The sequence below is a fragment of the Streptomyces sp. NPDC021212 genome (assembly GCF_044332925.1).
Lineage (GTDB): Bacteria > Actinomycetota > Actinomycetes > Streptomycetales > Streptomycetaceae > Streptomyces.
The window spans coordinates 538,303-561,472 of record NZ_JBIRPZ010000001.1; the positions used below are offsets into that span (position 1 = coordinate 538,303).

At 72.3% G+C, this 23,170-nt stretch carries 8 protein-coding genes; 4 read left to right on the forward strand and 4 right to left on the reverse strand.

Annotated features, from left to right (window positions below):
- Positions 1 to 262: 262 nt before the first annotated feature.
- The 4 genes from ACH4SI_RS02145 to ACH4SI_RS02160 all read left to right on the forward strand — a co-directional run bounded on the left by ACH4SI_RS02145 (position 263) and on the right by ACH4SI_RS02160 (position 16,074).
- Positions 263 to 11,950 (forward strand): amino acid adenylation domain-containing protein, encoded by an 11,688-nt coding sequence (locus tag ACH4SI_RS02145; RefSeq protein ID WP_398291521.1) that lies wholly within the window; start codon positions 263 to 265, stop codon positions 11,948 to 11,950.
- On the forward strand, positions 11,947 to 13,935 hold the full coding sequence (locus ACH4SI_RS02150; RefSeq protein ID WP_398291523.1) for a class I adenylate-forming enzyme family protein: 1,989 nt from the start codon (positions 11,947 to 11,949) through the stop codon (positions 13,933 to 13,935). Before ACH4SI_RS02145 ends, ACH4SI_RS02150 begins: the two co-directional genes overlap by 4 nt.
- A 1-nt stretch (position 13,936) precedes the next feature.
- Positions 13,937 to 14,503, forward strand: coding sequence for a cupin domain-containing protein (locus tag ACH4SI_RS02155; RefSeq protein ID WP_398291525.1), 567 nt, complete (start codon positions 13,937 to 13,939; stop codon positions 14,501 to 14,503).
- Positions 14,504 to 14,619: 116 nt separating this feature from the next.
- Positions 14,620 to 16,074, forward strand: a complete 1,455-nt coding sequence (locus tag ACH4SI_RS02160) for a glyceraldehyde-3-phosphate dehydrogenase (RefSeq protein ID WP_398291527.1) — start codon at positions 14,620 to 14,622, stop codon at positions 16,072 to 16,074.
- Between the two features lie 85 nt (positions 16,075 to 16,159).
- Here ACH4SI_RS02160 and ACH4SI_RS02165 read toward each other — a convergent pair whose 3' ends face one another.
- The 4 genes from ACH4SI_RS02165 to ACH4SI_RS02180 form a co-directional block, all read right to left on the reverse strand.
- Positions 16,160 to 16,756 (reverse strand): polyketide synthase dehydratase domain-containing protein, encoded by a 597-nt coding sequence (locus ACH4SI_RS02165; protein WP_398291529.1) that lies wholly within the window; start codon positions 16,754 to 16,756, stop codon positions 16,160 to 16,162.
- Between the two features lie 65 nt (positions 16,757 to 16,821).
- Positions 16,822 to 19,929, reverse strand: a complete 3,108-nt coding sequence (locus ACH4SI_RS02170; protein WP_398291531.1) for a glycoside hydrolase family 2 TIM barrel-domain containing protein — start codon at positions 19,927 to 19,929, stop codon at positions 16,822 to 16,824.
- Positions 19,930 to 20,025: 96 nt separating this feature from the next.
- Positions 20,026 to 22,197, reverse strand: coding sequence for a family 43 glycosylhydrolase (locus tag ACH4SI_RS02175; RefSeq protein WP_398292324.1), 2,172 nt, complete (start codon positions 22,195 to 22,197; stop codon positions 20,026 to 20,028).
- On the reverse strand, positions 22,082 to 23,170 hold the full coding sequence (locus ACH4SI_RS02180) for an HAD family hydrolase (RefSeq protein ID WP_398291533.1): 1,089 nt from the start codon (positions 23,168 to 23,170) through the stop codon (positions 22,082 to 22,084). The genes ACH4SI_RS02175 and ACH4SI_RS02180 overlap by 116 nt, the downstream gene beginning before the upstream one ends.

Consider the following 23,170-nt stretch of genomic DNA (forward strand, 5'->3'; position numbering starts at 1 on the left):
TTGCTGTTCCAGGATCGTGATCTGCCGCGATCTGCCGTGTTTTGCGTGTGCCACCGCGCTCCGGCGGTGTGGAGTGACGATCCCCTCCATTGCCATCTCTTTGCGATGACTTTACTCGCCTGTTAGTCTTCCGGTGACCGGACAAGATCGGGGACCACCGCGACTGCGCCCCCGTGCCCGAACAGCCCGACGACTGATGCAAATCGCCCTGTGAAGCCACTTCTACGTTGAGGTCGTCACACGGCGACCGGGCGGGAACCTCATGGCCCTGGACGAAACCGGTACCGAACTCCCCCTTTCCGAGGCGCAGTCAGGCGTATGGCTGGCCGAGCGGTCCCGGCCCGACCTGTCCTCGCCCTACCTCTGGGGCGAATACACCGACATCACCGGCGCGCTCGACACCGGTGTCCTGGTGGCCGCCGTCCGGCAGGCCGTGCGCGAGACCGAAGCCCTCCACGTCCGCTTCACCGAGGCGCCGGTCGGACGGCCGGTCCAGCACGTGGCGCGCCCGCGCTCCGTTCCCTTTCCGGTGCGCGACCTGCGGCAGGAGCCCGACCCGCACGCGACGGCCCTCGCCTGGATGCGCGAGGAGCTGTCCCGGCCGGTCGACCTGGCCGAGGGCGAGCTGTTCGACGGCGCGGTCCTGCGGATCGGCGACCACCGGCATCTGCTGTTCACCCGGGTGCACCACATCGTCCTCGACGGCTTCGGCATGACGCTCTTCTCACGCCGCGTCGCGGACCTCTACGGCAGCCTCCTCGACGGCGGCCCGATACCAGGAACCGGCTGGAGCCCGCTCCGGGCCGTCCTCGACGAGGACCGGGCCTACCGCGCCTCACCGCGGTGGGAGGCCGACCGGCGGTGGTGGCTCGGCCATATGGAAGGGCATCCGGAATTCCTCAGCCTGGCCCCGCGTCCGGCCCCGGTACCGGCCGCCTCGCTGCGGCTGACCAGCACCCTGCCAGAGGCGGAGTTCGACCGACTGCGGGCGGCCGCACAGGACATGGGGCAGCGCTGGTCGCGGCTCGTCATCGCGGCGACCGCCGTCTTCGTCCACGCGATGACCGGCAGCCGGGACGTCGTCCTCAGCCTGCCGGTCACCGGGCGGGTCAGCGAGCGGAGCCGGCAGGTGCCCGGCATGGCGGCCAACGTGCTGCCGCTGCGCCTGTCCGTCGACCCCGCCGCCCCCTTCACGGACCTGGCGGCCCGGGCCGACGAGGCGGTCGCCCTCGTCCAGCGGCACCAGCGCTACCGCGGCGAACAACTCCGCCGCGACCTGGGATACCCCCAGGACGGCCGGCGCTTCTTCGGGCCCGTCCTCAACATCCAGCGCTTCGCCTACGGCCTGCGCTTCGGGCCCGCCACCGCCACCGTGCACAACGTCCAGGCGCCGCCCTCGGAGGACCTGTCCCTGGTGGCGTACGACCGCGGCGACGGCCCGCTCACCATCGACGCCGACGCCAACCCGGCCAACCACTCCCCGGAGCTGCTGCGCGACGCCAGTGAGCGCTTCCTGCGCGTGCTGCGCCAGGCCGCCACCCGCCCGGGCCGGACGCCCGTCGCGCGCTACGCCGTCACCTCGGCCGCCGAGCGCGACCGGATCGGAGCGGCGGGCGGCGGGCAGCCGCAGCGGTCCATCGGCACGGCGCGTACCGCGCTCGCCCGGTTCCAGGCCCATGTCGCCGCCACGCCCGAGGCGTTCGCCGTCACCTCGGCCGCGACCGGCGAACGGCTCACCTACCGGCAGCTCGACGCCCGCGCGACCGCCCTCGCGGCCCGGCTCACCGCGGCGGGCGTCACCGCCGAGACGCCGGTCGGCCTCCTCGTCGAGCGCTCGCCCGATCTCGTCGTCGCCGTGCTGGGCATGGCCAAGGCGGGCGCCGCGTATCTGCCGCTGCACCGCGCGGACGGCCCGAGCCGCCTGGCCGCGATCGCCGCCGGAGCCGGGGCGCGGTTCCTGATCACCGACGCCACGACCCGGGACGACGACATCGCGGCGTGGTTCCGCGACCGGGGACACCGCGTCGTCGTCCTCGGCGACGAGCCGTCCGCCCCGCGCCACGGAGTCCCGCCGACCGTGCACCCGTCGCACCTCGCGTGCGTGATGTACACGTCGGGCTCGACCGGCACCCCGAAGGGCGTCGCGATCACCCACGCCAATCTCGTACGGCTCGCCTCCGACCGCTGGTGGAGCGAGGGCGGTGCGGAGCGGGTGCTGCTGCACTCCCCGCACGCCTTCGACGCGCTCAATCTGGAACTGTGGGTGCCGCTCCTCACCGGCGGCGAGATCGTCATCGCCCCGCCGGGCCGCATGGACCTCGGCGTCCTGCGCGACGTCGTCGCCGCGCACCGCGTCACCGGACTGTGGCTGACGGCGGGCCTGTTCGCGGCGGTCGCCGAGGAGGACCCCGACTGTCTCGCCGGTGTCCGCCAGGTCTGGACCGGCGGCGACGTGGTCGCCCCCGAGGCCGTACGACGCGTACGCTCCGCGCGCCGGGCACCCGCCGTCGTCAACGGCTACGGACCCACCGAGACCACCGTCTTCGCCACCCGGCACCCGGTGGACCACCTCCCCGACCACACCGCGTCGGTGCCCATCGGCACCCCGCTCGACGGCACCCGGGTGCATCTCCTCGACGACGCGCTGCGCCCCGTACCGCCCGGTGTCACCGGTGACGTCTACCTGTCCGGCACCGGGCTGGCCCGCGGCTATCTCGGCGAGCCGCGCCGGACGGCGGAGCGCTTCGTGGCCTGCCCGTTCGGCCCGCCCGGTGCCCGTATGTACCGCACCGGTGACCTCGCCCGCTGGAACGAGGACTGGACCCTCGATTTCGCGGGCCGCGACGACAGCCAGGTCAAACTGCGCGGCTACCGGATCGAGCCCGGCGAGATCGACGCCGCGTTGTGCCGCCACCCCGCCGTGACGCGGGCCGCCACCGTGCTCCGCGAGGACCGGCCCGGTGAGCGCAGGCTGGTGTCGTACGTCGTGACGGCCCAGCCGTCACCGGAAGGGGCGGGGGTTGCGGACACGCTGATGGGCCACGCCGCCGAGCACCTTCCGGCGTTCATGGTGCCGTCGGCGGTCGTCCCCGTCGAACGGCTGCCCCTCACCCGCAACGGCAAGCTCGACCGCGCCGCACTGCCCGCGCCACCCGCCCCGGGGCGAGTCGGCGCGGACGCGACCGGCGCGGACCGGCCGCCCCGCACGCCCACCGAGGAGACGCTCACCGCGCTCTTCCGCGAGGTGCTGGGCGAGGAGGACATCCCGCCGGACACCGGCTTCTTCACCCTGGGCGGCGACAGCATCCTGGCGATCCACCTGGTCAGCCGGGCCAGGCGGGCGGGCCTCCCGCTCACCTCCCAGGACGTCTTCCGCCACCCCTCGGTCGCCGCACTGGCCGCGACCCTGGCCGACCGGTCCCCGCTTCCCACGGGCCCGGACGTCCCCGCCCCGAGCGACACGGACACCGACGCCGACCCGGCGGTGGAACCCACACCCGTGATGCACTGGCTGCGCGAACGCGGCGGGCCCGTGGCCGGGTTCGCGCAGTCGATGGCGCTGCGCACCCCCGCCGCACTGGACGTGCCGAGGCTGCGCACCCTCCTCGAAGGGCTGCTCGACAGGCACGACATGCTGCGCCTCCGGCTGGTGGCGCGGGACTCCGCCTGGGAGCTGCGAACCGAACCCCACGGCCGGATCGCACTGGTCCGGCACGACGCGTCCGGCCTGGAAGGGCAGGCGCTGGAGGAGGCCGTACGGGATCACGCCGCGCGGGCAGGAGAGGCGCTGGACCCCGCGGAGGGGCGCGTCGTGCACGCGGAGTGGTTCGACGCCGGACCCGATCGGCCCGGCACGCTCGTCCTCACCGTGCATCACCTCGCCGTCGACGGGGTGTCGTGGCGGATCCTGCTCGACGACTTGCGCGACGGCTGGCGCGCCCTGGCCGACGGCCGGACCCCGGCACCGCCGCCGGTCGGCACGGGTTTCGGGAGGTGGAGCCGGGCGCTGGTGGCGCACGCCCGGGACGCGTCGGTCCTGGCCGAACTCCCGTACTGGACTCAGGTCGCCAACGCGGTGGGCCACCTCCAGACGGAGCCGCGACCGGACCCGGCGCGGGACACCGAGGCCACCCGCCGCCACCACACCCGCACCCTTCCGGCCGCGCTGACCGCGGCCCTGGCGGAGCGGGCCACCGCCGCGTTCGGCGCCTCGCTGAACGACCTGCTGCTGACCGCGTTCGTCCGGGCCGTCGCGGACCGGCGGGGCGCGGGGGAGACGGCCGTCGGGCTGGACCTGGAGGGCCACGGCCGGGAGGAGTTCGCCGCCGGTCTCGAACTGTCGCGTACGGTCGGCTGGTTCACCGTCATCCACCCGGTGCTGCTCGACGCGGGGGACGGGGACACGCCCTGGGACGTGGCCGTGGCTCGGGTCCGCGCGGCACTGCGCGACGTACCGGCCCATGGCCTCGGGTACGGCCTGCTGCGCCACCTCAACCCGGACACCGCCACCCGGCTGGCCGCACCCGCGCCGCCCCGGGTCGCCTTCAACTACCTCGGCCGCTTCGAGGCGGACGGCGAGCGGGACTGGAGCCCGGACGGGAGCGTCCTCGCGTCCGGCGCGTCGCCGGATCTGCCGTTGGCGCACACCGTCGAGCTCGACTCCGTCATCGTCGACCACCCCGAAGGCCCCCGGCTCACCGCCATGTGGTCCTGGGCCGGTCGCCTGCTGGACGAGGCGGACCTGGCGGACCTGGCAGGGCGCTGGTTCGACCACCTCGCGGCGCTGGCCGCCGGTGCGGACGAGCGTCCCGCGGTGGCCGCAGTGGCCGAGCGGCCCGCGGCGGACCGCGAGGGCGAGGCGCTGCCGCTGGCGCCCCTTGCCCAAGGACTGCTGTTCCACTCCCAGTACGACCATGGCGACGACGGCGGCACCGACCCGTATCTCGTCCAGTTCGTCTTCGAGCTGACCGGCGAGCTCGACGCCACGGCGCTGCGCGAGGCGCTGCGCGCGCTGCTGCGCCGGCATCCGAATCTGGCCGCCGGGTTCCGGCCGGACGCCGTCGGCAGGCCCGTGCAGAGGGTGCCGGACCACATCGACGTTCCGTGGCGGGAGGAGCGGGTGGCGTCCCCCGCGGAGGAGGCCGCCTTCCTCGACCGGGACCGGCGGGTGCGGTTCGACCTCGCCGAGCCGCCCGCGCTGCGCGCCACTCTCCTGCGGGCCGCCGGGCGACGCCACGTCTTCGTGCTGACGGCCCATCACATCCTGCTGGACGGCTGGTCCTGGCCGATAGCGGTCCGGGAGCTCTTCACGCTCTACGCGGGCGGAACACTTCCGGCCGCCACGCCGTACCGCGCCTACCTGGACTGGCTCGCCGCGCGCGACACCGAGGCCGACGAGGCCGCGTGGCGCGGTGTCCTGTCCGGGCTCGACGGCCCCACGCTGGTCGGTGGAGAGCGTGGCCGGGACGGCACCGGCGACCACGGCCAGGCCGACGTCGAGCTGGACGCCGAAGTGACGCACGCGCTGCGGCGGGCGGCCCGTACGCACGGGCTGACCGTCAACACGCTCGTACGGCTCGGCTGGGCGATGCTGCTGGGCGCCCACACCGGCCGTGACGACGTCGTCTTCGGCGCCACGGTCTCCGGCCGCCCGCCCGAGCTGCCGGGCGTGGAGAACATCGTCGGCCTCCTGATCAACACCATCCCGGTCCGGGTCCGCCTCGATCCGTCCCGCACCGTCGAGGAGACGCTGCGCGCGCTGCGTGACCAGCAGCTCGCCGTCGTCGAGCACCAATACGCCGACCTCACCCGGCTGCAGCGCCTGGCCGGACACGGTGAACTCTTCGACACCCTCGTCGTGTTCGAGAACTACCCGATCGACGCCGATGTCCTGCGGGACGTCGCGCCCGGCATCGAGATCGCCGGGCTGCGGGTGATGGACGGTACGCACTACCCCCTGTCGCTCATCGTCCTCCCCGGCGACGGCACGCGACTGGGTCTGCGGCTCGACCACCACACCGGGGTCCTCGACGCGGACGCCGCCCGGCGCCTGCTCGACCGGCTCGGCGCGCTGCTCGGCCGTATCTCCGCCGCTCCCGGCGCCCGGCTCGCCGACATCGGCCTCCTGCTGCCGCACGAGCGGCCGCCCCGGGCCCTGGCCGCCGCCGAGCGGACAGCGGACCGTGTCACCCTGCCCGCGCTCTTCGAGGCGCAGGCCGCGCTCCGACCCGACGCCCCCGCACTGACCGACGGCCAACACACGCTCACCTACCGGGAGTTGAACGAGCGGGCGAACCGCCTCGCGCGGCTGCTCGTGGCCCACGGCGCGGGCCCGGGCCGACTCGTCGCCCTCGCCCTGCCACGCGCCGCCGACCTGGTGACCGCCGTCCTCGCCGTGCTCAAGTCCGGCGCGGGCTATGTGCCACTGGACCCGGCCACCCCACCCGAGCGCGTCCGCCATGTGCTCGACGAAGCCGATCCGCCGCTGGCCGTGGCGGCGGCCGGCACCGCGGCCCTGCTGCAGCCCGGACGGGACCGGTTGCTGCTGGACGACCCGGAGACGGCCGCCGCCCTGGCCACCGGCCCGGCAGATGACCTCGGCCGATGTACCGACCCGCACACCACCGCCTACGTCATCCACACCTCCGGTTCGACCGGCACCCCCAAGGGCGTCGTGGTCACGCACGACAACGTCGTACGGTTGCTGGACACCACCGACGAGCGGTTCGGCTTCGGCCCGGACGATGTGCACGCCCTGTTCCACTCGTACGCCTTCGACGTGTCCGTATGGGAGCTGTGGACGGCCCTCGGCCGTGGCGGGCGGCTCGTCGTCGTACCGCACACGGTCAGCCGGACGCCACGCGAGATGTGGCGGTTGCTCGTACGGGAGGGGGTCACCGCGCTGTGTCAGACGCCGTCGGCGTTCTACCAGCTCGCCCAGGCGGAAGCCGACATGGCGCGGGAGGCCGACGGCCCGCCCCGGCACGCGCTGCGCGTCGTGGTCTTCGCCGGGGAGGCGCTGGACCCGCGCCGGATCCGCGACTGGTACCCCGCCACCCCCGATGGTGCGAGCCCCCGGCTGGTGAACATGTACGGCATCACCGAGACCACCGTGCACTCCACCTACGCCGAGCTGACCGATCCGGCCGACCCCCGCAGCGCCATCGGCGAACCGCTCGCCGACCTGCGGCTGTACCTGCTCGACCATGCGCTGCGCCCCGTGCCGCCCGGCTGCCCCGGCGAGATCTACCTCTCCGGCCCCGGCGTGACCCGCGGCTACCTGGGACGGGAGGCCCTGACCGCGACCCGTTTCGTGGCCGACCCCTTCGGCCCGCCCGGCGGCCGGATGTACCGCTCGGGGGACCTGGCACGCCGGTGGCAGGACGGCACGCTGGAGTATCTGGGCCGCACGGACCAGCAGGTGAAGGTGCGCGGTTTCCGGATCGAACCGGGCGAGATCGAGGCCGTCCTGGAGCGCCACCCCGATGTCGTCCAGGCCACGGTCCTCGTCAGGGAGGGCGGCGCGGACGGTGGGGCCCAGCTCGTGGCGTACGCCGTCCCCGCGACCGCCGACACCAGCCTCGACCCCGCCGCGCTGCGCCGGTACGCCGCCGACCACCTGCCCGGATACATGGTGCCCGGCTTCGTGGTGCCGATCGCCCGGCTGCCGCTGACCCGCAACGGCAAGCTCGACCGGCGCGCCCTGCCCGCGCCCACCGAGGGGCTGCGGACCGGCACCGGACGGGCGCCCGCCACCGAGCTGGAGCGGTTCCTGTGCCGCGCCTTCGCCGAAACGCTCGGCGTGCCCGAAGTCGGCGTGGAGGACGGCTTCTTCGACCTCGGCGGACACTCGCTGCTCGCCACCCAGTTGATCAACAAGATCCGGGCGGGCCTCGGCATCGACCTCGCCATCCGCACGCTGTTCGACGCGCCCACCGTGGCCGCGCTCGCCCCGCGCGTCACCGCGCAGCGCGGGCCCCGCCGGGCCCCGGCCGCGGCGCAGCGCCCGCCGCTGCGCCCCGGACTGCGCCCGGCCCGGGTCCCGCTGTCGTTCGCCCAGCGCCGCCTGTGGTTCCTCCACCACTTCGAGGACGCCGGGCCGACGTACCACATGCCCTTCGCCTTCACGCTCGACGGCCCGCTGGACACCGACGCGCTGCGCACCGCGCTCGGGGACGTCCTGGCGCGCCACGAGATCCTGCGCACCGTGGTGGAGGTCCACGACGGCGAGCCCTGGCAGCGCGTCATCACCCCCGTCGAACCGCCCTTCGAGACCGCGGAGCTGGATGAGGCGGCCGAGGCGGGCATGGCCGAACGGCTCGTCGCCGACGCCGCCCGCCCGTTCGACCTGGCCACGGAACTGCCCCTACGGGCGACGCTGTACGTGCTGGGACCCGACCGGCACGTCCTGCTGCTCCTGCCCCACCACATCGCGGCCGACGGCTGGTCGCTGACCCCGCTCACCCGCGACCTGTCGGCCGCCTACCGGGCCAGGGCCGCGGGCAGCGCCCCCCGCTGGGAGCCGCTGCCCGCGCAGTACGCGGACTTCGCCCTCTGGCAGCGGGAGCTGCCCACCGATGCCGCCACCGCGTACTGGACGCGCGCCCTGAGCGGCATCCCGCAGGTGCTGTCCCTGCCCGCCGACCACCCGCGCCCGCCGGCCACCTCTCACCGCGGCGGCACCGTCGAACTGGCCCTGGACGCCGAACTGCACCGAGGGCTCACCGCCCTCGCCCGCGAACACGAGGCGAGCGTGTTCATGGTGCTGCACGCCGCGCTCGCCGCCCTGCTGTCCGGGCTCGGCGCGGGCGAGGACATCCCCATCGGCACGGCGGTCGGGGGCCGCCACGACGCGGCGCTGCACGACACCATCGGCTGCTTCGTCAACACGCTGGTCCTGCGCACCGACCTGTCGGGGACCCCGTCCTTCGCCGAGTTGCTGCGCCGAGTGCGCACGGCCGATCTGGACGCCTTCGAGCACCAGGAGCTGCCGTTCGAGCAGCTGGTCAGGCTCCTCAATCCGCCGCGCTCCACCGCGCACCACCCCGTCTTCCAGGTGATGCTGGCCTTCCAGGACACCGGGAGCGCCGACCTCGACCTGCCGGGGATCACCGCGCGGCAGGTGCAGGTACACGGCGACCGGGCCCGACTGGACCTGCTGTGGAGCCTTCAGCAGGAGTACGACGCGGTCGGCGCGCCCGCGGGCGTGTCCGGGGTGCTGGAGTACAACGCCGACCTCTTCACCCGGGCGACGGCGGACGCACTGAACGAGCGTCTTGCCCGGCTGCTCCGCGCGGCCGTGGCCGACCCCGCCCTGCCCGTCGCGGACCTGCCGCTGCTCACGGAGGACGAGGAGCGACGGACCCTCACCACCTGGAACGACACCGCTCACGGCGTGGCCGGGGCGGGCGTGGTCGAGCTGTTCACCGCCCAGGCCCGCCGCACCCCGCGCGCGCCCGCGGTGATCGGGGCCACGGAGACGCTGGACTTCGGGCAGCTCGCCGAACGGGTCGCGGAGCTGGCCCGGAGGCTACGGGACGGTGGCGCGGGCCCTGGCCTGCTGGTCGCCGTCGGCCTTCCGCGCGACACGGGCCTGATCACGGCGTGTCTGGCCGTGATGTCCACCGGGGCCGCCTATCTGCCGTTCGACCCCGAACTCCCGCCCGACCGGATCGCCGCACTGCTCGCCGACGCCCGCCCCGTCCTCGTCCTGCGCGCCCCGGACAACGGAGACACCGATGGCGAGCCCTGGGCGCTCTCCGCAGGACCGGCCGTCCCACCCGGCCCGGCCCGGCTGCCCGATGACACCGCGTACGCGATCCACACCTCGGGCTCCACCGGCCACCCCAAGGCCGTCGTCGTCCCCCACTCGGCACTGGCCAACCTGCTGGCGACCATGCGCCACCGCCTCGGTGTCCACGAAGATGACCGCGTCCTGGCCGCCGCACCCGCCAACTTCGACATGTCCGTGCCCGAACTGTTCCTCGGACCCGTCACCGGAGCCGCCACGGTGGTCGCCGACGCGGCGACGCTCCGCGACCCGGACACTGTGCTCGCCCTCCTGGCCCGGCACCGCGTCACCGTCATGCAGGCCACCCCCTCGCGCTGGCGGACCCTGGCCGACCGGCGGCCGGGTGTGTTGCGCGGCATGCGGGCGGTGATCGGAGGAGAGGCCGTCCCCGGCCCGCTGGCCGAAACGCTCACCGGCCTCGGCTGCCGTCTGTTCGCCTACTACGGGCCCACCGAGACCACCGTCTGGTCCGCCTGCCACCCCGTCACCGGCCCCCAGGAGCCGGGCGTGCCCCTGGGCCGACCCGTCGCCAACACGCGTGCGTACGTCCTGGGCCCCCGGCTGCGGCCCGTGCCGCCCGGTGCCATCGGCGATCTGTATCTGGCGGGCGCGGGCGTCGCGCATGGCTATCTGCACCGCCCGTCGCTCACCGCGCAGCGCTTCGTCGCCGACCCCTCCGGCCCGCCCGGCACCCTCATGTACCGCACCGGCGACCTTGCCTCGTGGCGGGCGGACGGCACGCTGCGCTTCCACGGCCGCGACGACGACCAGATCAAGTTGCGCGGCCACCGCGTCGAACTCGGCGAGATCGAGGCGGCGTTGGGCGCACACCCCCAGGTGCGGGCCGCCGCCGCGGCGGTGTGGGACCTGGACCCGGACGACCATCGGCTGGTCGGCTACGTCGTCCCCGACGACCGGGTCGGCGCCGGCCCCTCCAGCATCGACCTCGACTCCGTGAGCGACCACCTCGCCGCGCGCCTGCCCGGCTATATGCTCCCGGCCCGCCTCCATACGCTCGACCGCCTCCCGCTGACCCGCAACGGCAAGGTGGACCGGCGCGCGCTGCCGGAACCGGACTGGGGGAGCGGCACCGATGGCCGGGTGCCGGGCACGCTGCGCGAGGAGACGCTGTGCCGGTTGTTCGCCGAGGTGCTCGGCGTGCCCCGGGTCGGCGCCACGGACAGCTTCTTCGCCCTCGGTGGCCACTCGCTGAGCGCCACCCGGCTCGCCACCCGCATCCGCGACGTCCTCGGCCTGCGGCCCACCATCCGCGACCTGTTCGAAGCGGCCACCCCGGCCACGCTCGCCGCGCGCCTCGACGACGGCACCCCCGCTGTCCGGGGCCACCTCATCGCGTACCGCGCCACGGGCGAGGCGGCCCCCGTCTTCTGCGTGCACCCCCTCAGCGGCATCGGCTGGCTGTACGCCGGGCTGCTGCACCACATCGACCCTGCCCATCCGCTGTACGCGCTGCGGGGCGAGGGCCCCGGTGGCATCGGTGAACTGCCGTCCAGCATCGAGGAGATGGCCGCGCGATACGTGGACGAGCTGCGGTCCGTACGCCCGCACGGCCCGTACCACCTGGTCGGCTGGTCCTTGGGTGGAGTCGTCGCCCATGCCATGGCCGTACGGCTGCGGAAGCTGGGCGTCGAACCGGGGCTGGTGTGCGTCGTCGACGCCCTGCCGCCCTCCGGTGACGGTGACGACGGCGGTGAAGCACCCGGCGCACCCATCGACGAGGAGCGCATCCACCGCATCCTGGTGACCGCCGCCGGACACGACGAGCGCCAGTTCCCGCCCGGTGAGCTGGACTTCGCCACCGTCACCGCTCTGCTCCGCACCGAGGGCAGCGCGCTCGCGACCCTCACCGAGGACGACATCGGCCGCATCGTCGCGGTGGCGAAGAACAACGCCCGGCTCCTGCGCGCCTACCGGCCACCCGTCCTCGATGGCGACGCCGTCCACGTGGCCGCGGCCGGGAACCGCACGGCGTTGGAGAAGGCGTGGCGTCCCCTCGTCACCGGCGCGCTCACGCTCCACGAAGTGAACAGCGACCACGAGCGGATCATGCAGCGCCGGCACATCGGCGACTTCGGCCGGATCCTCGCCGACGAACTGCGCCGCCACGATCGCACCGCCCGAAGGATGGAGAACCCATGACATCCGTGGCGCACCGCGCCCCGCTGGACACGGCGGAACTGGTGAAACGCCATCGAGCAGAACTGCTCGGCCTGGACGCCCTTCCGGCCGGCGCCCGCGTCGTCATCCGGCTCCCGCACGGCGAGCCGCTGGCCGGGGCCCTCCTCACCTGCTTCGACCTGCGGCTCGTCGCCGTACCGCAGCACCCGCGCACCTCCGACGCGGAACTGGCCGCCGTCGTACGGCGCGTGGACGCCTCGGCCGTCATCGACACCCCCGCCGACCGCACCCACCCGATCGGGCTGCGGATACTCCCCGGGGCGCCCGCCGAGCCCGATCCCGGGGCGGCGGAGCTGGCGTTCATCATGTTCACCTCCGGCTCCACCGGCACCCCCAAGGGCGTCATGCTCAGCCGCCGCGCCGTCCTCGGCAACGCCACCAAGACGGCGCGGCTGCACCGCTTCGCCCCCGACCGCCCGCACGGCACCTGCCTGCCGCTGTACCACTGCAACGCGCTCGTGATGTCGCTCATCGGCGCCCACATCACGCGTACCCCGCTGATCCTGCACACCGCCTTCGACCCCGAGCGCTATCTGCGCGAGCTGGCGGCGGGCGGCGCCCGTACCGCCTCGATCGTCCCCGCCCTGCTCACCGAGCTGGTGGAGGCCGGACCCGGCTGGCCGGACGGCCTGGACTACCTGATCACCGCGGCCGCCCCGCTCACCGGGGACCTCGCCCGGCGCTTCCACCGGCGCTACGGGCCCCGGCTCCGCCAGGGGTACGGGCTCACCGAAGCGGTCAACTTCAGCCTCACCATGCCCGAGCTGACCGGCGAGGACTTCACGGCGCAGTACCTCGACCGCTTCCCGCCGGTCGGGCTCCCGCTGCCCGACACCGAGGTGCGGCTCGAATCCGGCGAGGTGTGGATCAGAACACCGGACATCATGGACGGCTACTGGCGCGACCCGGCCGCCACCGCCCAGGCCCTCGCCCCGGGCGGCTGGCTGCGCACCGGCGACCTCGGAGAACTGCGCGACGGACTGCTCGTCCTCAAGGGCCGCGCCAAGGAGCGCATCGACCGCGGCGGCGAGAAGCACTACCCGCTGGACGTGGAGCGCACCTGGCACGACGCGGGGCTGCGCGGCCGGTTCGCCGCCGTCCCCGTTGCCGAGGCGGCTCTCGGCCATGAGGTCGGTCTCGTCACCGACGGTCCTCCCGCCGCCACGCTCGACGCCGTGCGCACCGTGTGCGAGCGGGCCGCCGTCCGCCCCGCCGCCGTCCGGTGGGGCGGCTTCCTGGCCACCGCCACCGGCAAACCGCAGCGCACCGCGATGGGCCGCACCCTGGCCGTGCGCCGGATCTCCGCCGTGCGTTACGAACGGCTGCTGCGCTACGCCGCCGTCACCGCCCGGACCCTGCTCGGCACCGGCCCCGCGCCCCCGCCGGACCTGCCCTCGGGCGACCTGCACCGCGCGCTGCGCGCGATGGCGCCGTACGCCGTCTACGAGCCGGTCCCCACCGGCGACGAGCCCGTCTTCGCCGCCTTCGACTTCCTGCGCGGACACATGCGCGCACACGGGTTGTGGGAGCCGCTGCCGGAGGCCGAGAAGGCGGGGTGGCGCGGGTATCTGCGGTCCCAGTGGCCCCTCTCGGAATACGCGGCACTCGCCGCGGAGATCTGCGCCGCCGAGAACATTACGAACGTCAAGCCCGATGTGCCCCAGTTCGGCGCGTGGTGGGAGTCCGAGGACGAAGGGCTGCGCCTGCTGCCCCACGCCCCCGCCGCAACCCCGACTGCCACCACTGCCGCCACCGACGGCGTGCCATGGGCGCTCGACTACCTGTGGCGCTGTCTCGCGGACGACCGCGGGACCGCCCCTGCCGACCGCTGGACCTGGGTGCGGCAGCCGCGCACCCGCCACCCGGCCACGGTGGGCTTCTCCGTGCTGCGATCCGGCCGCCACGACCTGGGCGGCGTCGTATGGGATTCACAACAGAGGGAGTGACATGCAGGAACAGGACACCAAGTCCCCGCTGAACATCGCCACATGGGCGGAGAAGACGATACGCACCGGACACACGGGACTGCACGTCGAGCACGACCCGCTGCCGGTTCCGGTGCACGGCACGACGTCGGCCAGCGGGCGCGAACTGGTGACCAACGGGGCCATCGGCGCCGACCTGATCCGGCTGCCCGCGGGCGCCGGGTTCGTCCCGCACACCCACCCGGGCCACCACATCCTGACCGTGGTGGCCGGTATCGGCACCATCACGTACGACGGACGGATCCACGAGACCCAGGCCGGGCAGACCCTGCTGATCGAAGGCGGCATTCCGCACGCGGTCGGTGCGATCACCGACCACCTCATCCTCGCCGTCGGCTCCCCGCACAAGCGCATCGGCGCGGACGACCGGATGATCCCGGTGGCGTACGAGGAAGTGGTCGCCGACGACGGCGAGTTGACCTGCATGATCTGCCTGTGTACGGCCGGTCCGCCGCGCTTCCTGCACTCCGTGGGCTGTCCGCACTGTCCCTGCAGGACGTGTGCGGGCATGGCGGGCGAGGAGGGCTAGGGCCCGCTTCCACAGGTCCGGCCGGGGTGTCCGTCGGAGCCTCGGCCGGACCGCCGGGCTGATCAAAGGTGCAGGCGGGTTACCATATGAGCACCGCCTAGCTCGAAAGATGAACTGTGACTGCCAACGAGGACTCGTTCACCAACTGGAACACCCGCGAGGAGATCGCGGAGTCGATGATCCCGATCATCGGGAAGCTGCACCGTGAGCGGGACGTCAACGTCCTGCTGCACAGCCGCTCCCTGGTGAACAAGTCGGTGGTCAGCATCCTCAAGACCCACCGGTTCGCCCGGCAGATCGCCGGCGACGAACTGTCGGTCACCGAGACGCTGCCGTTCCTACAGGCCCTGACCACGCTCGATCTCGGCCCGTCCCAGATCGACATCGGCATGCTCGCCGCCACGTACAAGACCGACGACCGCGGTCTGTCCGTGGAGGAATTCACCGCCGAGGCCGTGGCCGGCGCCACGGGCGCCAACAAGATCGAGCGCCGCGAGGGACGCGACGTCGTCCTCTACGGGTTCGGCCGCATCGGGCGGCTCGTGGCCCGCCTGCTCATCGAGAAGGCCGGGTCCGGCAACGGCCTGCGGCTGCGCGCCATCGTCGTCCGCGGAGGCGGCGGCCAGGCCGCCGACGACCTCGTGAAGCGCGCCTCGCTGCTGCGCCGTGACTCCATCCACGGCCAGTTCCAGGGCACGATCACCGTCGACGAGGCGAACGGCACGATCGTCGCCAATGGCAACGAGATCAAGGTGATCTACGCCGACGACCCGACGTCGGTCGACTACACGGCGCACGGCATCAAGAACGCCATCCTCATCGACAACACCGGCAAGTGGCGCGACCGCGAGGGGCTGTCGAAGCACCTGCGCCCCGGCATCGACAAGGTCGTCCTGACCGCGCCGGGCAAGGGCGATGTGCCCAACATCGTCCATGGCGTCAACCACGACATGCTCAAGCCGGACGAGCAGATCCTGTCCTGCGCGTCCTGCACCACCAACGCCATCGTCCCGCCGCTGAAGGCGATGGAGGACGAGTACGGGGTGCTGCGCGGCCACGTGGAGACCGTCCACTCGTTCACCAACGACCAGAACCTGCTGGACAACTACCACAACTCCGACCGCCGCGGCCGGTCAGCGCCGCTCAACATGGTCATCACCGAGACCGGTGCCGCCTCCGCCGTCGCCAAGGCGCTGCCCGACCTCAAGGCGAAGATCACCGGCAGCTCGATCCGGGTCCCGGTGCCGAACGTCTCGATCGCGATCCTCAACCTCCAGCTCAACCGCGAGACCACCCGCGCGGAGGTGCTCGACCACCTCCGCGATGTGTCGCTGACCTCGCCGCTCAAGCGCCAGATCGACTTCATCAGCGCCCCCGACGCGGTGTCGAGCGACTTCATCGGCTCGCGCCACTCCTCGATCATCGACGCCGGTGCCACCAAGGTCGAGGGCGACAACGCGATCCTCTACCTCTGGTACGACAACGAGTTCGGCTACTCCTGCCAGGTCATCCGCGTCGTCCAGCATGTGTCCGGGGTGGAGTACCCGACCTACCCGGCCCCGGTGGTCTGAACCCGGCGCCCTGTGCGGGGGGTGGTGGCGAGCGCGGTGAGCCACGCGCGGATGGCCTCGGCCGTCGTCCGCGCGTGCGTCTCGGTCATGCTCCGGTGGTCACCGGGCACGTCCACGGTGTCGTACGGCTCCAGCCAGGACGTACGCCGCGCGCCGCCGCGTGCCTCCCGCCCGCCGTGGGTCCGCATCTCCGGCACCCGCTCCGTGGCGCGGACCAGCAGGGTGGGGACACCGGTCGGCGCGGGTGCGTCCGGTCCGGCGGCGACCGGGATACCCGTCCACCGGGTGCGGTACGGGGTTCCCGCGCCGTTCCGGCTTCCCGGAGCGGCCGGGTGGTGAGCGACTCGATCCGGAGCACCGGTCGGCCCTTACGGTCGGCGAGGTCGACGGCGACCGTGTCCTCGCCGGTCGCGCGGATCCGCACGCGTACGGCCGTGGCACCGCCGACGAACAGGATCATGCCGCAGCCAGGCGAAGGGCAGCAGGGCGCCGCCACCCTCGGGCGGCGCGGCGAGTGCAGGGCGGCGTCCAGCAGTGCGGGATGGATACCGTACCGCCGGGCGTCCACACCCACCGGCTCCTCCCACCGCACCTCGGCGAACAGCTCCTCGTCCCGCCGCCACAGGGCCTCCTCCAGGACGCCGGGCAATGCACGGAGGAACTCCCCGCGAACCTCCGTCATCCCCACTCCTCCTGCTGAAACGGGCGTAACTTGACACACGCACCGCGTACGCGACGAGAGGTGTCCTAATCGTCCAGGACCTCGAGCCTGGTGATCCGCTGGGCGCCGTCCGCGGCCCCAGGACGCGCGCTCACCAGATCCAGCCGCAGCCGGGAGGTGCGCACCGGGTCGAAGGTGAGGGACGTCGGGGTGTCGGAGGAGGTGGCCCAGGCCACCTTCGCTCCGGACACGGGGACATAGGCGTGGCCGTCCCAGGCGGAGACCGTGATCGAGGCGGGGAGGGTGTGCGTCGTGTCGAGGGTGAAGGACACCTCGACGCGGCGCACTCGGCGTTTCCTGGCCCAGGTGACCGAGACCCAGTCGGTCTCACGGGCCCCGTTGAAGGCGGGCAGCAGCGAGGTGGCGGCCTTGGCGACGGCGTTGGACCAGCCGGTGGCGGGGTCGCCGTCCAGCATGGCGGCGGGCAGCGTCTCGGGCGAGCCGGAGTAGCCGGCGTCGGCCAGTGGGTAGACGGGCGCGGCCGGTCCGGGGTCGGGGGCGAAGGGCGGGGTGGGGGTGACCCGGTCCGACGTCCCTCCGGTGGCGCGGAGAGTGGTGGTGGCGCTACGCAGCCCTGTGGAGCGGGCGGTGAGGGTGAGGTGTCCGGGCTTGGTGGCGGAGCGGATGATGGCCAGGGCTTTGCCGTGGTAGGCGGTGCGGGTGCTGGCCTGGTAGCGCTCGGCGCTTTCCTGGCGGCCGTTGTCGACGCCGGCCAGCGAGCCTCCGGACACCTGGAAGGAGATCGGGTGGTCGGCGTCGGGGACGGTCACGCCGTGTGCGTCGATGATTTCGGCGGTGATGAAGCACAGTGAGCGGCCGTCGGCGTGGATGGTCTTGCGGTCGGGGGTGAGGCGGATGGCGTGGGGTTGTCCGGCGGTGCGCAGGACGTCGGTGGCGACGATGTGGTCGTTGTGGCGGGCTACGGCTTTGAGTTCGCCGGGGGTGAAGGGGACTTTCCAGGTGAGGTGGAGTTTGCCGGCGCTTGCGTTGGGGCTGGTGTAGCTGCCGGGGTAGGGGCCGGTGGTGACGGTTTTGTCGTCGTCGGTGGCTTCGGTGGTTTCCAGGTAGCTGCGGCCGTCGGTGGTTTTCTTGGTGTCGAAGCGGCGGGTGCCGAGGGAGTGGCCGTTGAGGAAGAGTTCGACGGTGTCCACGTTGGCGTAGGCCCAGACCTCGACGGTCTCGCCGGGGCGGTGGTCGGTCCAGTTCATCGGCACCAGATGGACCATCGGCTCGCTCGTCCACTGGCTCTTGAACAGGTGATACATGTCCTTGGGGAATCCGGCGGTGTCCACGGCGCCGAAGAAGGACGCCTTCACCGGGAACACCTTGTACGGGGTGGGCTCCCCGATGTAGTCGATGCCCGACCAGAGGAACTGACCGGTGAGGAAGGGGCGGTCCCGCTCCTTCTTCAGCTCGTACTCGCCGCTCGCCGCCCAATTGACGATGTTGTTGTCGTAACTGGAGGCCTCGCGCTTGCCCGGGGTCTGGTTCTCGGCCGTGTTGAGGCGTTCGGGCTCCTGATAGGCGCCACGGGAGGAAGTGGCGGAGGAGGTCTCGGACTCGAAGAGGAAGAGATGCGGATAGCGTGCGTGCAGGGCGTCCACCGAGGAGGCGATGTTGTAGTTGAGGCCCAGCCCGTCGACCTTGGCGAGCATCAGGTCGGCGGCGGAGCCGGGCGCTGGCGGGCCGCCGCGGTACTTGTTGGAGCCGATCACGATCGGCCGGGTGTCATCGGTTCTCTTGATGGCGTCGATGATGCGCTGAGCCATGGCGAGCCCCGGTGTGCTGGTCGAATCGGTGATCTCGTTGCCGATGGACCACATGATGACCGCGGGGGAGTTGCGGGCCGCGCCGACCATCTCGGCGGTGTCCGCCTCGCAGTACTCGTCGAAGAAGCGGCCGTAGTCATGGGCGGTCTTGCCGGTGCGCCAGCAGTCGAACGCCTCGACCATCATGACGATGCCGAGCCGCTCGCACACCTCGACCACCTCGGGCGCGGGCGGATTGTGGGAGGTGCGCAGGGCGTTGACGCCCATGCTCTTCATGATGGTCATCTGGCGGACGAACGCGTCGGTGTTGAACGCGGCGCCGAGCGCCCCCAGGTCATGGTGGAGATTGACGCCCTGGAGCTTGGCGTACGCGCCGTTCAGCGTGAGCCCGTGGTCAGGGTCGATGGTGACGTGGCGGATGCCGAAGGGGGTGCGGTAGCGGTCGGTGGTCTCGTCGCCGACCCGAAGCTCGGTCTCCAGGGTGTAGAGCCGGGGTGTCTCGAAGGACCACAGCCGTGGCGTGTCGACCGTCATCTCCTGGGTGGCGTCGCGGCCGGCACCTGCGCCGACGGTGAGAGTCGAGCGGGCCCGGGTGACCGTCTTCCCGTCGGGGTCCTTGAGGGTGGAGACGACGGTGACGGGCTTCTCGTCGCCGGATGCGTTGACGACGGTGGTCCGTGCCCGCACGGTGGCGTGGCTTTGGCTCACGTCGGGTGTGGTGACGTACGTTCCCCAGCGGGCCACGTGGACGGGGTCGGTGATGACGAGCCGGGCGTGGCGGTAGATGCCGCTGCCGGAGTACCAGCGGCTGCTGGGCAGCTGATTGCGGACCTGGACGGCGAGGACGTTGGGGGTGGTGCCGTCGGTGTGCGCCACATCGGTGAGGTCGAGGGCGAACCCGGTGTAGCCGTAGGGGTGGTTGCCGATGAGCTTGCCGTTGCAGTACACGTACGCGTCCATGTAGACCCCGTCGAACTCGACGGAGATCCGCTTGCCCACGAGCGAGGACGGCAGCGTGAAGGACTTCCGGTACCAGCCGAGACCGCCCGGTAAGTAGCCGGTGCCGCCCGTGGTGCCGTGCTCGGTGGTCGGCGTCTGTTCGATGCTCCAGTCGTGCGGAATGGCGACCTCGCGCCATGCGGAGTCGTCGTAGCCGGGGGTGTGGGCGTCGTCGTAGTCACCGGTCGGGTCGGTGATCCCGCCGGGGTTGACGAGGGCGAAGCGCCAGCCGTCGGTGAGCGGGAGGGTCCGGCCGCCCAGGGCGCGGGACGGGGGCGCGCCCGATGCGGGGGTGGCGGTGGCGAGCGCCCCGGCCATCGGTGCGGCGGTGCCTGCGATCAATAACGATCTCCGGGTGACCGCCACGGCGATCTCCTCCTCGGTGGGTGAGGAATGGTGAGGCGCAACAGGGTCGGTGCCCGCCGGACCCCGTGACGGCACGGGGTCCGGCGTCGAGCGGCGTCAGCGTCGGCGGAGCGGGGCGATCGACTCCAGCGTCGGCACCACCGGCTTGATCGTCCCGTCGGCCGCGAACTCCATGCGGTCGAGGGTGGTTTCCCGGTGCGTACCGTCGCCGCCGGCCTTGCCGGGGCCGTTCACGGCGAACCGGTGGTAGGCGATGTACCACTCGTCGGTGCCGGGGACGTTCACCACCGAGTGGTGGCCGGGTGCCTTGATCCCGTAGTCGAGGCGCTTGGAGAGGATCGTGCCCCGCTTGGTCCACGGTCCCATCGGCGACGAGCCGGTGGCGTACGCGACGTGGTAGTTCTCGCTGCCGGTGTCATCCTCGGACCACATCAGGTAGTAGGTGCCCTTGCGCTTGACCACGAACGAGCCCTCCCGGAAGTTGTCCGGGGTGAACTTCCGCATCTTCGAGGAGTCGAAGGACGTCATGTCGTCGTTCAGCGGCACCCCGTACGCCTGGCCGTTGCCCCAGTACAGATAGGACTGGCCGTCATCGTCGGTGAACACCGACGGGTCGATCATCTGGCCTTCCAACTGGCCCTTGGGCACCAGCGGCTTGCCCAGCGCGTCCTTGAAGGGACCGGCGGGGGAGTCGGCGACCGCGACACCGACCTGCTGTTCGGCGCAGAAGTAGAAGTAGTACTTGCCATTGCGCTCGGCCATCGCGGGCGCCCAGGCGTACTTGTCGGCCCAAGCGACATCCGGACCGAGGTCCAGGATCACACCGTGGTCCTTCCAGTGGACCAGGTCCTTCGAGGAGTACGCCGTGAACTTGGTCCCGCCCCAGCCGCGGAAGCCGTCCGTCGTGGGGTAGATCCAGTAGCGGCCGTCGGCGTACGAGATGTCCGGGTCGGCGTTCAGTCCGGGCAGGATGGGGCTGCGCATCGGCACGGCCTCGACGGTCCACTCACGGGTCGTACCGTCCGCCGACTTCAGCGTGTACGTCCGGGGCTTGCGGAAGTCCCGCCGGGTGCCCGAGGGCGGGCTGATAGTGGCGCCGGCCGGAAGTGCGAAGCGGGGTGCGAGACGCCGCAGATCGGCCTTCGGATCCATCAGCAGCACGGCCTTGGCTGCCGCCTCGGTGACGATCGCGTACCCCTTCTGGCCCTTCGCCGTCACATCGGCGGGCGCGGCCTGGGACGCGGGGTACGTGCGCAGCAGCCGGTCGTACTCGGCCTGCGTCACCGGGAGCACCGTGCCGTGCCGGGGGCTGGCGGGCAGCTGGTAGTTCTCGGACGGCGTCCACTTGCCGGAGGCGAGGTCGGTGGTCTCGAAGGGGATGTAGCCGCGGCCGCCGAACTCGTCGATGAACAGGTACCACTTGTTCTCGGTGTTCGACTTGAAGACGGTCGGGCCCTCACCGCGGTCGATCGCGCCCTTGCCGATGCAGTCGGAGACGAAGTCGTACGAGGTGTCCGTCAGCGAGGCGGACTTCTCGGCCGTGATGAACTTCGAGCAGGGCGTGCCGGAGGACGGGTCGCGCTCGTCCTTGGTGAAGCGGTAGTAGGAGCCCTTGTCCTTGATGACGGTGGAGTCGATGACCGAGTAGCCGGGGTCGTTCCACACCTTGGGTTCGCTGAAGGTGCGGAAGTCCTTCGTCGTCGCGTACAGCATCTTGTTGTACGTCGAGCCCGTGTGCTGCGGGTCGTCCTCGGCGTAGAGCTTCGACGCCCAGAAGACGACGTACTCGCCGAGCTTCTCGTCGTAGTACGCCTCGGGCGCCCAGGTGTTGCCCGCGGTGTCCGGGGAGACCTTGACGAGGCGCTGGTCGGTCCAGTGGACGAGGTCCTTCGACTCCCACACCATGATCGACTTGCTGCCGGTGCGCTGCACCTGGTCCCAGCTGCCGCTGCTGTTCTGGTACATCCGCAGATCGGTGGCGATCAGATAGAACCTGTCGCCCTTGGGGGAGCGGATGACGAACGGGTCGCGCAGGCCCTGCTCGCCGAGGCTGGAGGTGAGGACGGGCTTCCCGGCGTTCAACTCCCGCCAGTGAAGGGGGTCGTTGCCGCGGCTGAGCGCCATCCGTATCTGTTCGCCGTCGGCGGTGCCCTCACCCGTGAAGTAGGTGAAGAGATACCCGGCGTACTTGGTCTTCGATTGGGCCGCGGACGGCGCCGCCCCGCTCAGTGCGGGGCTGGGCGGAGCGGCGAAGATGCTCGTCGCCAGCGTGAGCAGGGCGGCGAGCAGCGGCAGGAAGAGCATGCGGGTTGTGCGGGGACCCATGACACATCCTGTGGGAGTCTGGTGGGTTCTGTTGAACTGGTTGCACCGGAGTGTGTCCAGTGGGGACCCGGTGCGTCAACGGTGTGTGGCCCCTCATGCCCAGCGAAAGTTTTCGACGCGACGGGCCCGGCAGCCCTTTGCGGCCCCCACCGGAGCCGGAGACGACGGTGCGCCGGTCCCCCGCAGGACCGGCGCACCGGGAGAGCGTCAGCGGGCCGATGGCTCGGCCGCGCCGACGGCCGGGGGGCAGCCGCCGCCACCCGCCCCGGTGGGCGTGCTCCAGCAGCACCGGATCGTCCCCCACCACGGCGGGGTGGCCCACCTGGCGCAGCAGATCCAGGTCGGAGGCGTGGTCCCCGTAAGCGTGACAGTCCTCGGCGCGCAACTCCCGTTCCCTCAGCACCTCGGCCACCGCTTCGGCCTTGCCCGCGCCGATACGGATGTCGTGGACCTCACCGGTGTAGCTGCAGCCGGAGACCTCCGGCACCGTGTCGAGCGCGATGTCCGCGTGGACGTACCGGGTGATCGGGTCGAGGCAGGCCGAGAAGGAGCCGGAGACGAGGACCACCAGATCGCCCCGCTGCTGGTGTACCCGCAGGGCCAGCAGCGCCGGGGGATGGAACAGCCCCCCGGCGGTCATGCCGTCGTCGAACCACTGCTGCCCGGCGGCGGCCACCTCGGCCACCCGGTGGCCCGCGAACAGCCGGTAGTAGGCGCGGTTGGATGCCGCCCGGCCACCGGGGCCCGCGGCGATGTCCCGCAGGGAGGACACCGTGTCGTCGGCAGCCGAGTCGGGGCGGCCGAGCCATCGGTAGTAGTCGCGGAGGAACGAGAGCATGCTCTTGCGCGTGATCAGCGTCTCGTCGACGTCGAAGAACGCGGCGCTGCGCGCCGTCGTCGCCTGGCCCGATGTCAT